Source organism: Providencia vermicola, from assembly GCF_010748935.1.
Taxonomy (GTDB): Bacteria; Pseudomonadota; Gammaproteobacteria; order Enterobacterales; family Enterobacteriaceae; genus Providencia; species Providencia zhejiangensis.
Map to the genome: position 1 here is coordinate 710898 of NZ_CP048796.1, position 16464 is coordinate 727361.

Here is a 16464-nt window from a genome sequence, read left to right on the forward strand (position 1 = left end):
AATGGCTGAATTTGACTATCTTAAGAATGCAATTAAGCAAGCGGGTTATACTCTACAGCAAGTTGCCGATGCCTCTGATATGACCAAAGGTTATCTCAGCCAGCTTATCAACAATAAAATTAAAAGCCCAAGTGCGCAAAAAATTGCGGCACTCCATCGTTTTCTGGGGTTGGAATATCCCAATAAACAAAAAATCATTGGGGTCGTCTTTGGTAAGTTTTATCCTTTGCATACAGGTCATATCTACCTGATACAACGTGCGTGCAGTCAAGTCGATGAACTGCATGTTATTCTTTGTCATGATGAACCGCGCGATAAAGATTTGTTTGTGAATAGTTCTATGTCACAACAACCTACGGTGAGCGACCGCCTACGTTGGTTATTACAAACATTCAAATACCAAAAAAATATTCATATCCATTCATTTGATGAGCAGGGGATAGAACCTTATCCACATGGTTGGGAAGTGTGGAGTGAGGGCATGCTCGGGTTTTTGAAAAAACAGAATATCCACCCAAGTTTTATCTACTCAGGTGAAAAAAATGATGCGCCAAGGTACAAAAAATATTTAGGCATAGAAACGATTTTAATCGACCCTGAGCGTACCTTTATGAATATTAGTGGTAATCAGATCCGTCAGGCACCTTTTCGCTACTGGGATTATATTCCAACAGAAGTCAAACCCTTCTTTGTGCGTAAAGTTGCCATACTCGGTGGAGAATCGAGCGGCAAGTCCACATTAGTGAATAAATTGGCTAATATTTTTAATACGACTAGCGCATGGGAATTTGGACGAGACTATGTTTTTTCCCACCTCGGTGGTGATGAGATGGCATTGCAATATTCTGACTATGACAAAATTGCGTTAGGTCATGCTCAATATATTGATTTTGCTGTTAAATATGCCAATAAGGTCGCATTTATCGATACCGATTTTATTACGACACAGGCTTTTTGTAAGCGCTACGAAGGAAAAGAACATCCTTTTGTTCAGGCTCTAATTGATGAATACCGTTTTGATTTAGTCATCTTATTGGAAAACAACACTCCATGGGTGGCCGATGGGTTACGTAGCTTAGGCAGTGAAAAAGATCGGCAAGAATTCCAAGCATTGCTGATTGAAATGCTAAAGAAAAATCATGTTGAGTTTGTTCGAGTTGAATCACCCGACTACGACAGCCGTTTTCTAACCTGTATCTCGTTAGTTCAGCAATTATTGATGTTAGATGAGTGAGCCTATTCATCGTTAAGTTAGAGTAATGACACAAATACCCCATTATTGAGGTATTTGTGTTGGTCAATCATGCGTGACTATTTGCTCATACGCTTGTATTTCATACGATGAGGCTGTAGTGCTTCTGCACCTAAGGTGCGTTTTTTGTAATCTTCATATTCAGAGAAGTTACCTTCAAAGAAGGTGATGTTGCCTTCATCTTGATAATCAATAATATGTGTTGCAATACGGTCAAGGAACCAACGGTCATGCGAGATAACCATGGCACAGCCAGGGAACTCTAACAGGGCGTTTTCTAACGCACGCAATGTTTCAACATCGAGGTCGTTGGTTGGTTCATCGAGTAACAGGACGTTACCGCCAACTTGTAGCAGTTTCGCTAAGTGTAGACGACCACGTTCCCCGCCGGATAACTCCCCAACACGTTTTCCTTGGTCAACGCCTTTAAAGTTAAAACGGCCAACATATGCACGGCTTGGGATCTCAAAGTTGCCGATACGCATAATATCTTGCCCGTTAGAGATCTCTTCCCAAACCGTTTTACTATCGTCCATTGCATCACGGAACTGATCAACGGAAGCAATCTTCACCGTATCACCAAGCGTGATAGTCCCTGAGTCAGGTTGTTCTTGGCCTGAGATCATGCGGAATAGGGTTGATTTACCCGCACCGTTCGGACCGATAATACCGACGATTGCACCTTTAGGAATAGAGAAACTCAGATTATCGATGAGAACTCGGTCACCATAGGATTTGGATAAATTCTCAACATCGATAACTTTATCCCCCAAGCGTGGACCAGGTGGAATAAAGAGTTCGCTAGTTTCATTACGTTTTTGGTATTCAACACTGTTAAGCTCTTCAAAGCGAGCCAAACGTGCTTTTCCTTTAGCCTGACGGCCTTTTGGATTCTGGCGGATCCACTCGAGTTCTTTCTCGATCGATTTACGGCGAGCAGCTTCAGTAGAGGCTTCTTGTGCTAGACGTTGATCTTTTTGTTCCAACCAAGATGAATAATTGCCTTCCCATGGAATACCTTCTCCACGGTCAAGCTCAAGGATCCAACCTGCAACGTTATCAAGGAAGTAACGGTCGTGGGTGATCGCGACGACGGTGCCTTCGTAGTCGTGCAGGAAACGTTCTAGCCAGCCGACGGATTCAGCATCCAAGTGGTTAGTTGGCTCATCAAGGAGCAACATATCGGGTTTTTCTAGCAGCAGTCGGCAGATAGCAACACGGCGACGTTCACCACCCGATAAGTTTTCAATTTTTGCATCCCAAGCTGGTAAACGTAAAGCATCGGCCGCACGTTCCAGTTGGTTATCTAAGTTATGCCCATCGTGTGCCGCGATAATGGCTTCTAATTCGCCTTGCTCTTTAGCTAATTTATCAAAATCAGCATCAGGATCCGCATAAGCGGCATACACTTCGTCTAAACGCGTCAAGGCATTTTTGACTTCTGAAACGGCTTCTTCAACCGCTTCGCGAACAGTATGCTCAGGATTGAGCTTAGGTTCCTGTGGAAGATAGCCAATTTTAATGCCTGGTTGAGGACGTGCTTCACCTTCGATATCGGTATCAATACCTGCCATGATACGCAGTAATGTAGATTTACCAGCACCATTGAGACCTAAAACACCAATCTTTGCTCCAGGAAAGAAGCTTAGAGAAATATTTTTCAAAATATGACGCTTCGGCGGAACAATTTTTCCAACCCGATGCATTGAGTAAACGTATTGAGCCAATTTATTTTACCTATTGTTTTATAAATGAAAGTTCAATATTCGATAGCGCTTTTCGCATACAAATAACGCTCTTATACCCTTATTATACCTTAGGTAGCGTTTGCTGCCGTAAGCTTTACGTCCTATCTGCAAATTTTTCTGAGTCTCACTCTAATTGTTCCTCACTTTAAGTCAATAGTTGTCTATTTCTAGGCTAAAAGAGTGCTTCAACAAGGGGGAATTTGGTGAGGCATTAGATAACGGCGCATTGTGAGTAAACAGTTTATGTCCAGAAGTGAACTGACGTGAAATTTAAGATAAGTAAAGTTAAAACAGCCATTACTTAATTCTTTTATCAATATAGAAGAGAGATCTTGAAAATATAATTTGAGTGTATCACGACTATTTATACAGAGCAGTGATAAGCGTTTGATGTATTTCAGCCAAGCGCAATAAAGCTATTTGGTAATAAGTTCTAAATATAGCTAGCCTGTATTAATTATCATTTTATAGCGGAATGATTACCGCTATAAAATAAATGTTTGATAGGTTACTTATCGAGTAGGCAGGGAAGATGAAGGCACACCTAAATTAATCACATCTGATTTTTTTTGTGTAAGTTCATTTTTAACATCATGGCTAGATATTTTTTTATCGGTTCTTTCTGAGGTACCTGTAAATACGCCACCTTTCTTGATTGTTAAGTTTTTAGTTTGGCAGATACCATCTAACTGGCCATTCTCTAAGATATCAAGATCTTCAGATACGCATAACCCTTTCATTTTGCCATTGATTGAGATCGTTTGAGCATAAATTTCGCCTTCGACAACCCCTTCTTTTTGGATGGTCACAACACCATTATTACTGCGTATACTGCCTTTTATATGACCAAATACTTGAATGTCATCATCCAAAATAAAGTCGCCAGATATTTTACAACTACTTGAAATGGAGGTGCTTTTTCTTGGTGCGGGTGTTTGAGGTAATTTTTCTTCTTTTGGCTCAATAACCTCTTTCTTGTAGGCGATTTCATCAGTTTTCACTGGTTCGACTAAATTATCTTTATTTTTTTTTGTAAACATCCGTTTATTCCTTGTAGAGAGTATATAAAAAATAATGAAGAATATGATTAAAAAAGGCAAAGATACAATAGACCAATAGACATCCATTAATGTATATATTAATAGATAGGCCCATCCGCACCCTAAAATAGAAAAAAATAAGTTTTTGAAGTCCATATCCCTATCCCATTTTAAAAGGGTAATTGATTATTCTAAATGAGCCTCGCATTGTTAAAATTGAATCATTTTCTGTCTAACGACTTAGATTATTTAACAACAAAGTCTAATGTTTGTCCATTTTTTACCAAAAGTAATACTCTTTTTTAGAGTATCGTGTATCTTGTGTTTAGCGTTAAATTTTGTGTTAGGTTAATTTTTTTATTAATTATTTGTTTGTATGCATTTTTTCAGTATTTTACAGTATTAGATGTTTATGCTAATAGAAATAATTTTTTACATAATATCTGATTGAGTGTACATGACTTTATTCTAATTAATTCAGTTGATTAGATTATTTTTTGATGGGTGTTTGGGCTTATCAAAAGATCATTTATATGGGTGATCGTGACTTCAGGAACACTCTGGTTGTTTTTAACTCTAAGATTTTGTTTGATAAGAGTAAGCTTAACAGGTTTATATCAGTTATAGTTATCATGGTCAAAAACTCAGCGTGTTGCAGGAATAGGGAAGTATTAAGCATGAAAAAATTGTTGATGGCAGCCCCGATTGCCATGATGTTGGTGTCCACAACAGTATGGGCAGACTCTCTACAAGCACAAAGAGAGCGTTACCAAGCCATCAAACAAGCTTGGGATGCTAAACAAATAGATGAGGTAGAGCGTCTATTGCCTACGCTACAAGAGTATCCATTATATCCTTATTTAGAATATCGAGAGCTGACCCAAGATCTCGATATTATTTCACCGAGCCAAGTGCAGGCTTTTATTGATTCACACCCAACGTTGCCAGTCGCAAAAACATTAAAAAATCGTTTTGTGAATGAGTTGGCTCGCCGTCAGGAGTGGAAGTCCTTGCTGGCATTTAGCCCCGAGGAACCAAAACCCGCCGAGGCAAAATGTAATTATTATTATGCGAATTGGGCTACGGGGAATAAAAGCCTAGCATGGCAAGGTGCTGAAAAAGCTTGGTTAAATGGGCGTTCGATGCCCGCCGCCTGTGATAAGTTATTTAATGAGTGGGAAAAGGCAGGCTATTTAACGCCAGAAATGATCCTTGAGCGGATCCACCTAGCGATTGATGCCGGGAACACATCAATGGCCGCTTACCTCGCTAAACGGCTTCCCCTAAACTATAAAACAATTGGTGATGCATTAGTTAAATTACAAAATGACCCTGCTTCAGTGACTCAGTTTGCGAAAACGATGACGCCAACAGATTTTTCTCGTCAGGCAACAATCGCAGGTTTTAGCCGTTATGCTCGCCAATCACCGGATGAAGCACGCGCTGCATTAAGAGGGATCAGCAGTGCGCAAAAAATGAATATGGCGGAAACACAAAAGCTGAAAGATAGTATCGCTTGGCAATATATGGGGGATGTTACGCCAGAACAAGCCAATTGGCGTGATGAAGTGATCAGTGAAACTGATTCAACGGCTTTAAAAGAGCGTCGAGTGCGTTTAGCGCTTGGTGCGGGTGATAAAGCTGGGATCGCTAAATGGCTAAAACAGCTACCTACTGATGCGAAGAATAAAGAAGAGTGGCAGTATTGGCAGGCGATCACACTCATCGATGAAGGTAAAAAAGCCGAGGGTGAAACGATACTGCGTAAGCTCATGGATGGGAGAGGTTTCTATCCGATGGTCGCTGCTCAAAAATTAAATACAGAATATCCTCTGTATATTAAAACGGCGGAAAAACCAGACAGTAATCTCGATAAGTTGGCTGAGATTCAACGGGTTAAAGAGTTAATGTATTGGGAGATGGATAATCTAGCGCGAACCGAGTGGGTTAGCTTAGTCGCTTCACGCCCCGCGAATCAGCAAGAGCAACTTGCGCGTTATGCTTTTAATCATAATTGGGCGGATTTAAGCGTACAAGCGACGATCACAGGCAAGTTATGGAATCATTTGGAAGAGCGTTTCCCATTAGCATGGGAAAAAGAGTTCGAACGCCACACCAAAGATAAAACGGTCTCTAAGAGTTATGCGATGGCCATTGCCCGTCAAGAAAGTGCTTGGAACCCACAAGCTCGCTCGCCAGTTGGCGCAACGGGCCTTATGCAGTTGATGCCCGCAACCGCTAAGCACACCGTACAAAAACAAGGTATTAGTGGCTATGTGAATACAAGCCAACTGACGAACCCAGTGAAAAATATTGAGATTGGTACGGCTTACTTAGAGGATGTTTATCAGCAGTTCTCTAACAACCGTATTTTATCGAGTGCGGCTTATAATGCTGGCCCATCAAGGGTGACTCGTTGGTTAGGTAACAGCGGTGGGCGTCTTGATGCTGTTGCCTTTGTAGAGAGTATTCCTTTCTCTGAAACACGGGGCTACGTGAAGAATGTATTGTCATACGACGTTTTCTATCGTTACTTTATGGGGCAAAGTGGTCCTGTATTGACCGATAGTGAGTGGTTAATGAAGTATTAAGAGGTTTTACAGGTGATTTGCTGAATAATGTGTTATCATTTGTACTAGTTAAATAGTATGGTTGGATAACATGACTGCAAATCACCTGAATGACCCCGCACTCACGACTGATGAGAACGATGATTGGCAACGCTTCGTTAAGTTACTTCAGCTCGCGTTTGAGCAAGACTTGCAACATCCTATTTTACAGTTGTTGCTGACCCCTGATGAACGCACAGCGCTTGCCACCCGAGTACGCATTGTTCAGGAGTTGATGCGTGGTGAAATGAGTCAAAGAGAATTAAAAAATGAACTCGGTGTTGGTATTGCAACCATAACACGAGGTTCAAATAGTTTAAAATCTGCGCCGCAATCGGTGAAAGTGTGGCTAGAGGAACAATTACTTAAATAATCAAAGAGCTAACTAATAATACCAAATTAAATAATTTGGCCTGCATGAGTTATGTATGCGTGATGAAACCCTGTGTTGCCACAATCATTTATTTAATTTGTGTTATTCATCATATCAAATAGGGGCAAAGACTGCCCCTATTGTTATTTTTTCGTTATAATTAATCTTCTATCTGGTTTAGCTCTTTATAAATTTCATGCTTAATGGGAACCAGCGCCAGTATCAGTGCTTGTTGGTAGACACTTGTGCGTGTTAGCACCCCGTTAGTAAAGAATCCGATAGCACCACCTTGCTGCTTAATGTTATCGATGCCCGTTAAATCGGCCATTTCTTCACCAAGTTCACGTCCTTCTCGAATACCCGCAAGAATTTTTTCTGGGATCATAATACTTGCTGAACGTGATTCTCCACGGATTTGTTTATGTTCAATAACAATCCACGCAAAAGTCATGTCCTCATCAATTCCCGCTTCAATGCCGACCCAAAAATCGGCTTCAGGGCGGACTTGTCTTGATGCCATTACGCGTTGCCTTGCTCCAGTACGGGTTTCATTATTACCGATAGGTTGCTGTGGAACGCTGCTATCAACGTTAATATCTTCTATCTGATAACTGCCAGGCCCAAAAACAGCATCGAAAGCAAGATGAATCGCTTTAATTTTGGCAGGATTAGTCGTTGCAGCTATAACTTGGTACATTAATTATTTTCCTTTGAACACATAATTCGCAAAGTAATAACGGAACACATCTATGTTACAGGTTTATCTTGTTCGCCATGGCGAAACTGAATGGAACGTAGCTCGCCGTATACAGGGCCAATCTGACAGCCCTCTCACGGCCACTGGACGTCTGCAAGCAAGGCAAGTTGCCGAAAGAATTAAATCAGAAGGCATTACCCATATTATCACTAGTGATATGGGACGCACACGCGAAACTGCACAAATAATTGCGGATGTTTGCGGTGGGGAAATTATCATAGAACCGCGACTTCGTGAACTCAATATGGGTGTTCTTGAACAGAGAAAAATAGATAGTCTGACGGAACAAGAAGAGCAATGGCGTAAAAGCCTGATTGATGGCACTGAAGGCGGGTGCATTCCTGAAGGTGAATCGATGGAGGAACTCTATCAGCGCATGTTTGCTGCGTTGAATAGCTGCCTTGAGCTGCCAGAGGGCAGTAAACCTTTATTAGTCAGTCATGGTATCGCATTGAGTACATTATTAAGTCGTATTTTAGGTGTACCAGCCTATTCAGAACGCCGGTTGCGTTTACGTAACTGTTCCATCTCACGGGTCGATTATCAAAACAGCCCTTGGCTCGCGAATGGATGGATTGTTGAAAGCACGGGAGAAATCACTCATCTTACTCAGCCAGCTTTAGATGAGCAGCAAGCTTAGCAAAGAGCGTCAATATTTGGAGTTTCAACAAGGAGATACTCTGAACAATTCAAATCGTAGCTAGCGTGATATCAAAAAAGCTACAGTTTGAATAATGATGATGAGTACATTGAAACTCCAAATAATTAGCGTTTTATTGGCACATAATAATCAAAAGCCGCGACATGTGATCTGGGGTCATCATGGTGATGGTTTAGATCACGGAGTTCGGCATTTTTAATTTTGTAATGTTCGATATCATAGCCAGGTCGACGTGTGATATTGAGTTTAGGCAGATAAATGCCATAAATTTGATATAAAAACTCTTGCATCGCCGAACGTGTTGCTTCGCCACTAAAGCTAAATTTGACATATTCCCCCGCGGGGATAGTCAGATGAGTATATTCTGCATTATTAAAGCTGGCATCTTCGGGTTTAACCGCGGTTGTGTAGAACACCGTTTGCTCATCTTCTTTTTCAGTATTATGGATAGCATGGTGCAAGCCAAAAACTTCTGAAGCGATAGATGTAGTATGCTCTAAATAATAATGCCAAAATGTTTGACGCATTTCTGAACAAGCCGTTGACCACTCTTCTAAAGAATAAGAACAACTCTGCTCTAGTCCAACTAAAGGTTGTTCAGGCATAACGACAAATTCATGATCTAAATGCTTATGCTCATCTAAGATAATTGGTGGGCAAATGCCTGTCGCGCACCATTCATCACTGCGGCGATAGTAGGCCGGAGTGATATTAAACTGTTTCTTAAATGCTCGCGTAAAGGTTTGTTGTGAGTCAAAACGATACTGTAAAGCAATATCAAGAATTGGACGGCTGGTGAGGCGTAACGCAACGGCAGCGCGCGAGAGTCTACGGGCACGAATGTAGGCACCAATCGCTTGGTCGGTAACGTCTTTAAACATCCGTTGTAAGTGCCATTTAGAATAACCGGCTTTTGCAGCAACATTATCGAGTGATAGAGGTTTATCTAGGTTATCATCGATCCAGCGTAGAAGGTCACGAATAATATTTGTTTGATCCATGTATATCCCTAGTCAGTAAGACTTAAAAAACAGATATAGGTTATCAAGGAACGCCTATTCTATATCAAGTTAACCCTTTCGTTTATAGTAAAAGAGTTGTATTTGCCATTTAGTTGCAAAGAAAATGATTAACTTCTTTTATAGTTGTCATATTTCATACCGCAAGTCCGTTGATAATAATCTATCTGCAATTCAAATCAGTTAGAGTATATAATAAGCGAGACTAAGCCTTCTGGTTGATAAGGAAACCTCTATGCATTTTTGCAAGCTGAAACACCTATTATTGGCATCACTGCTGTCGACATTGCCTTTCGCGTCATTCGCGGAAGAAATTGGTTCAGTCGATACCGTTTTCAAAATATTTGGCCCTGACCATAAAATTGTTGTCGAAGCTTTTGATGATCCCGATGTTGATAATGTCACCTGCTATCTCAGCCGCTCGAAAACGGGAGGCATCAAAGGTGGGCTAGGTTTAGCTGAGGATACTTCTGATGCGGCAATTTCTTGTCAGCAAGTAGGCCCGATTGAGTTGAATGAGCGTATCAAACGTTCTCCGAAAAAAGCGCATGTCGTATTTCAAAAACGAACCTCATTAGTGTTCAAAAAACTCCAAGTGGTACGTTTTTATGACCCTAAGCGTAATGCGCTAATCTATTTAACGTATTCGGATAAAATGATCGACGGATCACCTAAAAATGCACTCAGCGCAGTGCCAATTATGCCGTGGTAAATACCGGTTAAAATATTTGGGCTTAAAAAACAAAAAACCGGCGATTAAGCCGGTTTATTTTTTCTGTGCAGGGTGACTTATTCGTCTAAATCACCACAGAAGCGGTAACCTTCACCATGAATTGTTGCGATAATTTCTGGTGTATCAGGTGTTGATTCGAAATGCTTACGAATACGACGAATAGTCACGTCAACAGTTCTATCATGGGGTTTCAACTCACGGCCGGTCATTTTTTTCAATAAATCGGCACGAGTTTGAATTTTTCCTGGGTTTTCACAGAAATGCAACATCGCACGGAATTCACTACGCGGTAACTTGTAGTGCTCGCCTGCTGGGCTAATCAGTGAACGGCTATTAATGTCAAGTTCCCAGCCATTAAACTTATAGCTTTCAACTAAGCGACGCTCTTCCGTACCCCCCGCTAAATTCATAGTGCGAGAAAGTAGGTTACGCGCACGAATTGTTAATTCACGCGGGTTAAATGGTTTGGTGATGTAATCATCGGCACCAATTTCAAGGCCAAGGATCTTATCGACTTCGTTATCACGACCGGTTAGGAACATTAGCGCAATACTTTCTTGTTCACGTAATTCACGAGCAAGAAGGAGGCCATTTTTGCCAGGCAAGTTAATATCCATGATAACAAGATTGATGTCATGTTCGGACAGAACATTGTGCATCTCTTCGCCATCAGTCGCTTCATGGACAACATAGCCTTCAGCTTCAAAAATGCTTTTTAGTGTATTGCGTGTGACAATCTCATCTTCAACAATCAAAATGTGTGGGGTCTGCATATTTGCTACCTAAAGTTTTAAAATAAAATAGTGAACTCATAGAACGCTTCCAAATTAGGTGGTTTTGATTTTGTTTTTGCTGGAAAAACGCGTCTATGGGTTATAAATATGTCTTTGAGTCAACGTTATTTTGTCGCCTCTGTTGTTATCAGATTCAAAAATGAATCAAAATTTAGGCACTTTCCCAACGTTGGGCTGTTAACAGCAATATAACAGCTAATACTTCATTTACCACCTAAAAAAATAACTTTTGTTGATACATATCAAAATCAATTGTAGCACGTTAACAAAATTTGTTAGGAAGAAAATCTTACAAATTCAGTAGATGTTTAACTATCAGATAAAGAGCAAAATACGCCCCGTTTTTATTTTTACTCATTGAGTGAATTAATCCAATAATTCACCATCTGTCCTGATATTTCTTTAAAATAACGCATAAATATTTTATATCGCCAATTGTTGGTTTTTTGGATTTAAAAATTGACAAAATGTGGTATTGAGTCGTGTTGTCATTAAGTTTTGTTGAAGAGATAGCATAATTTTTGATAAGTAAAATAACCAGTAATCTGTTTTTTGGGTAAATAAATTTGACATTTCTTTATAATTGCTTTAACCGTATAGGGAGAAAGTAACGAATCAAGAGACAGACAGAAATTTATGCGTAACATCAGCCTGACTACGATTATTATTACCACCACCGTAACCACAGGAAACGGGGCGGGCTGACGCATCCAAAAAATAAAAAATGAAAAAGCCCGCGTCCAATCAGATGCGGGCTTTTTTTTGGTGTTAAATCAGGAGAGAAATACCATGCGTGTGCTTAAATTTGGCGGTACTTCGGTTGCAAATGACGAACGAGTACTTAATGTTGCTGACATCGCTGAGAGTAAATTGGCCGATGGGCCGGTGGCTTTGGTGTTATCCGCACCAGCAAAAATCACTAACCATTTGGTCGCAATGATTGATAAAACGGTTGCAGGTCAGGATGTCATCACGCATGTGAATGATGCAGAAATGATTTTTGCAAACTTACTAAAAGGATTGAAAGAAAAACAACCCGGTTTTGATTACGACAGACTGAAAAAACTCACCGAACAAGAATTTGCACAAATCAAACAAGTACTGCATGGTATTACTCTTCTAGGCCAATGCCCTGATAGCATTAATGCTTCCATCATTTGTCGTGGTGAAAAACTCTCCATTGCTATCATGGAATCTGTGTTAAAAGCACGCGGACACAAAGTGACAGTGATTAACCCTGTCGAACGTTTATTAGCAGTTGGCCATTACCTTGAATCAACAGTTGATATCAATGAATCGACTAAGCGTATTGCAGAATTAAATATCCCGAAAGACCACTTTGTATTGATGGCGGGTTTTACTGCGGGTAATGATAAAGGCGAACTGGTGGTATTAGGACGCAATGGTTCTGATTATTCTGCCGCTGTTTTAGCAGCTTGTTTACGGGCGGCCTGTTGTGAGATCTGGACCGATGTGGATGGGGTGTATACCTGTGACCCTCGTTTAGTGCCTGATGCGCGTTTATTAAAAGGGATGTCTTACCAAGAAGCAATGGAACTGTCCTACTTTGGTGCAAAAGTTCTTCACCCACGCACCATCGCGCCAATCGCACAATTCCAAATTCCTTGCCTGATTAAAAATACCACTAATCCAAGTGCTCCGGGGACTTTGATTGGCGATGGTCAAACGGATGAAAGTACACCAGTTAAAGGGATCACGAATCTTAATAACATGGCAATGATCAACGTTTCGGGTCCTGGCATGAAAGGGATGGTTGGCATGGCAGCTCGTATTTTCTCAGTCATGTCGCGTAAAGGGATCTCGGTGGTCTTGATTACTCAGTCATCATCCGAATACAGCATTAGTTTCTGTGTGCCACAAGGTGAATTAGTGCGAGCACGCGCAGCACTGGAAGAAGAGTTCTATTTAGAATTAAAAGACGGTGTCTTGGATCCTCTTGATGTCATGGAGCAGTTGGCGATTATTTCCGTAGTGGGAGATGGGATGCGTACCCTTAAAGGGATATCAGCACGTTTCTTTTCAGCTTTAACACGCGGAAATATAAATATTGTTGCGATTGCGCAAGGTTCATCTGAACGCTCCATTTCAGCGGTCATCGCGAATGAGGCGGCAACAACGGCAGTTCGTTTATGCCATCAAATGCTATTTAATGCAGAGCAGGTGATAGAAGCCTTTATCATTGGGGTAGGGGGGGTTGGAAATGCATTGATTGAACAGATCCATCGCCAACAACAATGGTTAAAGCAAAAACATATTGATTTACGTGTGTGCGGAATTGCTAACTCAAGAGCCATGCTAACCAATATGCAAGGCATCTCTCTTGATAATTGGAAAGAAGAACTTGCACAAGCGACAGAACCCTTTAGCTTAAGTCGTTTGATCAGACTTGAACGTGAATATCACTTCCTCAATCCTGTGATTATCGATTGTACCTCTAACCAAGAGATTGCCGAGCAGTATGTGAATTTCTTAAAAGATGGTTTTAACGTGGTCACGCCTAATAAAAAAGCCAACACGTTATCGATGGATTATTACCGCCAACTACGTTCAGCGTGTGAAGTATCAAAACGTAAGTTCCTTTATGACACTAACGTTGGTGCAGGTTTGCCGGTGATTGAAAACTTACAGAATCTTCTGAATGCGGGTGATGAGCTGGTGCACTTTAGTGGAATTCTCTCTGGCTCACTATCCTTTATCTTTGGTAAGTTAGATGAAGGTATGTCTCTGTCTGAGGCGACAACATTAGCGAAAGAGAAAGGATTTACTGAGCCTGACCCACGTGATGACTTATCCGGTATGGATGTTGCTCGTAAACTGTTGATCCTTGCTCGTGAAGCGGGCTATCAATTAGAGCTAGACGATATTGAAATTGATGCGGTATTACCTGCTGAGTTTGATAGCAGTGGCAGTGTTGCTGAATTTATGGCTCGTTTACCACAGCTCGACCAACAATTTGCAGAACGTATAAAAGCCGCAGAAGCGGAAGAAAAAGTGTTACGCTATGTTGGGTTGATAGAGGAAGGACGTTGCCAAGTAAAAATTGTTGCCGTTGATGGCAATGATCCACTCTTTAAAGTCAAGAATGGCGAAAACGCATTGGCTTTCTATACACGCTATTACCAACCAATACCTTTAGTTCTAAGAGGCTATGGTGCAGGTAATGATGTTACCGCTGCCGGCGTATTTGCAGATATGTTGCGTACCCTATCATGGAAATTGGGAGTCTGATAAGTGATTAAAGTTTATGCGCCCGCTTCAATTGGTAATGTTAGTGTCGGGTTTGATGTATTAGGGGCGGCAGTATCGCCAGTAGATGGAACTCTGTTAGGCGATTGTGTCACTGTTGAAGCAGCCGAAAGCTTTTCTTTGACCAATAAAGGACGCTTTGTTGCAAAATTACCCAAAAAGAGTGAGCACAATATTGTTTACCAGTGCTGGGAATTGTTTTGTGAACGTCTTGGTAAACCGCTTAATGTTGCGATGACGCTCGAAAAAAATATGCCTATTGGCTCTGGTTTAGGTTCAAGTGCATGTTCTGTTGTTGCTGCACTGATGGCATTGAATGAGTTTGCAGGGCAACCTTTTGATGAGACTACCCTATTAAGCATGATGGGCGAGTTGGAAGGACGTATTTCAGGCAGCGTGCATTACGATAACGTCGCCCCTTGCTTTCTTGGGGGACTACAGCTGATTATTGAGCAAAATGGAATAATTTCTCAGCCAGTTCCTGCATTTGATAACTGGTATTGGGTCATGGCTTACCCAGGGATTAAAGTCTCTACCGCAGAGGCTCGTGCTATTTTGCCTAATAGTTATCCACGTCATGATATTGTGAATCATGGCCGTTACCTATCTGGTTTTATTCACGCGTGTCATACTCATCAGCCACAGCTGGCTGTAACGATGATCCAAGATGTGGTTGCAGAGCCTTACCGCACTCAACTGCTTCCTGGTTTCGCTGAAGCACGCAAAAATGCGTATGAGATAGGTGCATTAGCCTGTGGTATTTCCGGATCAGGCCCCACACTATTTGCTATCTGCGATGACAAAAATATTGCCGAGAAAATGGCAGATTATCTACAACAACATTACGTTCAAAATGATGAAGGCTTTGTGCATATCTGCCGTTTGGATCTCACAGGGGCAAGGACAATAGGGTAAAGAATGAAACTGTATAACTTAAAAGATAATAGCGAACAAGTTAGCTTCGCACAGGCAGTAAAACAGGGACTTGGCAAACAACAAGGCCTATTTTTCCCGCAAGATCTACCTGAATTTAGCGCCACTGAAATTGACGAGTTACTAAAATTAGATTTTGTCACTCGTAGTAGCCGCATTTTGACGGCATTTATTGGTGATGAAATCCCAGAAGCTGAGCTCGCGTCCCGAGTGAAAGAGGCGTTTACATTCCCAGCACCTGTGACGCAAGTTGAGCAAGATGTGGCAACACTTGAGCTCTACCATGGTCCAACATTAGCATTTAAAGATTTTGGTGGGCGTTTTATGGCTCAGGCGTTAGGTCAAGTTGCGGGTGATCAACCTGTCACTATTCTAACGGCCACTTCAGGTGATACGGGGGCTGCGGTTGCACACGCTTTTTACCGTTTAAATAACGTCCAAGTCGTTATTTTATATCCTGAAGGCAAGATCAGCCCGCTGCAAGAAAAGCTATTTTGTACACTGGGTGAAAATATTCATACTGTTGCAATTAAAGATGACTTTGATGCTTGCCAAGCGTTGGTTAAACAATCTTTTGATGATGAAGAGCTAAAAAAAGCACTGCACTTAAACTCTGCTAACTCAATCAATATTAGTCGTTTGCTAGCACAGATTTGTTATTACTTTGAAGCCGTGGCTCAGATCCCTGCGGAAAAACGTGAGCAATTAGTTATCTCCGTGCCAAGCGGTAACTTTGGTGATTTAACCGCGGGGTTACTGGCGAAATCGATGGGGCTACCAGTTAAACGCTTTATTGCTGCAACGAACGTGAATGATACGGTTCCTCGCTATCTTGAAGAGGGGCAATGGAAACCACATCAAACGGTTGCAACCTTATCGAATGCGATGGATGTTAGCCAACCTAATAACTGGCCTCGTATTGAAGAGCTATTCCGTCGTAAAGGCTGGTCGCTTCAACAACTTGGCCATGGTGTCGTGACCGATGACGTGACAAAAGATACTGTCCGTGAATTAGATAGAAAAGGTTATGTATCTGAGCCTCATGCTGCTGTTGCTTATCGCGTATTGCGTGATCAGTTACAAGATGGGGAGTATGGCCTGTTTTTAGGTACTGCACATCCAGCTAAGTTTAAAGAAAGTGTAGAAGAGATTTTGAATAAACCGCTGCCTTTGCCACAAGCCTTGGCTGAGCGCGCAGAGTTACCTTTGTTATCTCATTTCTTGCCTTCAGACTTTGCTAAGCTGAGGGCCTTCTTAATGGAACGTGCACCTAAATAA

14 protein-coding genes and 1 other annotated feature are annotated in these 16464 nt (G+C 41.4%); of the genes, 9 read left to right on the top strand and 5 right to left on the bottom strand.

The genetic code is table 11. The features are described 5' to 3' along the window. The first annotated feature begins 1 nt into the window (after nt 1). The gene (gene nadR / locus G3341_RS03045) at nt 2–1234 is read left to right on the top strand and encodes a multifunctional transcriptional regulator/nicotinamide-nucleotide adenylyltransferase/ribosylnicotinamide kinase NadR (protein ID WP_154623552.1); all 1233 of its coding nucleotides are present in this window, start codon (nt 2–4) and stop codon (nt 1232–1234) included. Nucleotides 1235–1311: 77 nt separating this feature from the next. Here the strand turns inward: nadR and ettA are convergent, their stop codons facing one another. Both ettA and G3341_RS03055 read right to left on the bottom strand, forming a co-directional pair. Further along, nucleotides 1312–2979, bottom strand: a complete 1668-nt coding sequence (gene ettA, locus G3341_RS03050) for an energy-dependent translational throttle protein EttA (RefSeq protein ID WP_154623553.1) — start codon at nt 2977–2979, stop codon at nt 1312–1314. A 533-nt stretch (nt 2980–3512) separates the two neighbouring features. Then, nucleotides 3513–4040 (bottom strand): bactofilin family protein, encoded by a 528-nt coding sequence (locus tag G3341_RS03055; protein ID WP_231131827.1) that lies wholly within the window; start codon nt 4038–4040, stop codon nt 3513–3515. 677 nt (nt 4041–4717) lie between these two features. Between G3341_RS03055 and sltY the strand changes: the two genes are divergently transcribed. Both sltY and trpR read left to right on the top strand, forming a co-directional pair. Next, nucleotides 4718–6631 carry a murein transglycosylase gene (gene sltY / locus G3341_RS03060; RefSeq protein ID WP_163860679.1) on the top strand — a complete coding sequence of 638 codons (1914 nt, stop codon included), beginning with the start codon at nt 4718–4720 and terminating at the stop codon, nt 6629–6631. A gap of 70 nt (nt 6632–6701) precedes the next feature. Next, on the top strand, nt 6702–7022 hold the full coding sequence (gene trpR, locus G3341_RS03065; RefSeq protein WP_154622197.1) for a trp operon repressor: 321 nt from the start codon (nt 6702–6704) through the stop codon (nt 7020–7022). A gap of 160 nt (nt 7023–7182) precedes the next feature. Here the strand turns inward: trpR and yjjX are convergent, their stop codons facing one another. After that, nucleotides 7183–7719 (bottom strand): inosine/xanthosine triphosphatase, encoded by a 537-nt coding sequence (gene yjjX / locus G3341_RS03070; RefSeq protein WP_154622196.1) that lies wholly within the window; start codon nt 7717–7719, stop codon nt 7183–7185. 52 nt (nt 7720–7771) lie between these two features. Here yjjX and gpmB point away from each other — a divergent pair, with 52 nt between their 5' ends. Next, entirely contained in the window at nt 7772–8419 is a 648-nt protein-coding gene (gpmB, locus tag G3341_RS03075; RefSeq protein WP_163860680.1) for a 2,3-diphosphoglycerate-dependent phosphoglycerate mutase GpmB, read from the top strand. 125 nt (nt 8420–8544) lie between these two features. On the opposite strand, the gene robA is transcribed toward gpmB, so the two are convergent. Then, nucleotides 8545–9441, bottom strand: a complete 897-nt coding sequence (robA, locus tag G3341_RS03080; protein ID WP_163860681.1) for an MDR efflux pump AcrAB transcriptional activator RobA — start codon at nt 9439–9441, stop codon at nt 8545–8547. 253 nt (nt 9442–9694) lie between these two features. Here robA and creA point away from each other — a divergent pair, with 253 nt between their 5' ends. Next, nucleotides 9695–10171, top strand: coding sequence for a protein CreA (creA, locus tag G3341_RS03085; RefSeq protein ID WP_154622193.1), 477 nt, complete (start codon nt 9695–9697; stop codon nt 10169–10171). Nucleotides 10172–10248: 77 nt separating this feature from the next. Here the strand turns inward: creA and arcA are convergent, their stop codons facing one another. Continuing rightward, complete coding sequence (gene arcA, locus G3341_RS03090; RefSeq protein ID WP_004926714.1) at nt 10249–10965, bottom strand: two-component system response regulator ArcA; 717 nt, start codon at nt 10963–10965, stop codon at nt 10249–10251. 657 nt (nt 10966–11622) lie between these two features. Here arcA and thrL point away from each other — a divergent pair. From thrL to thrC, 4 genes are all read left to right on the top strand, one after another. After that, on the top strand, nt 11623–11691 hold the full coding sequence (gene thrL / locus G3341_RS20930) for a thr operon leader peptide (RefSeq protein WP_071599685.1): 69 nt from the start codon (nt 11623–11625) through the stop codon (nt 11689–11691). After that, nucleotides 11630–11751: a sequence feature (Thr leader region), on the top strand. It overlaps the preceding gene by 62 nt. 24 nt (nt 11752–11775) lie before the next feature. Further along, nucleotides 11776–14235, top strand: coding sequence for a bifunctional aspartate kinase/homoserine dehydrogenase I (thrA, locus tag G3341_RS03100; RefSeq protein ID WP_163860682.1), 2460 nt, complete (start codon nt 11776–11778; stop codon nt 14233–14235). A gap of 3 nt (nt 14236–14238) precedes the next feature. Next, a complete protein-coding gene (gene thrB, locus G3341_RS03105) occupies nt 14239–15168 on the top strand; it encodes a homoserine kinase (protein ID WP_163860683.1) in 930 nt (309 codons plus the stop codon). 3 nt (nt 15169–15171) lie between these two features. Continuing rightward, nucleotides 15172–16464 carry a threonine synthase gene (gene thrC, locus G3341_RS03110; protein WP_163860684.1) on the top strand — a complete coding sequence of 431 codons (1293 nt, stop codon included), beginning with the start codon at nt 15172–15174 and terminating at the stop codon, nt 16462–16464.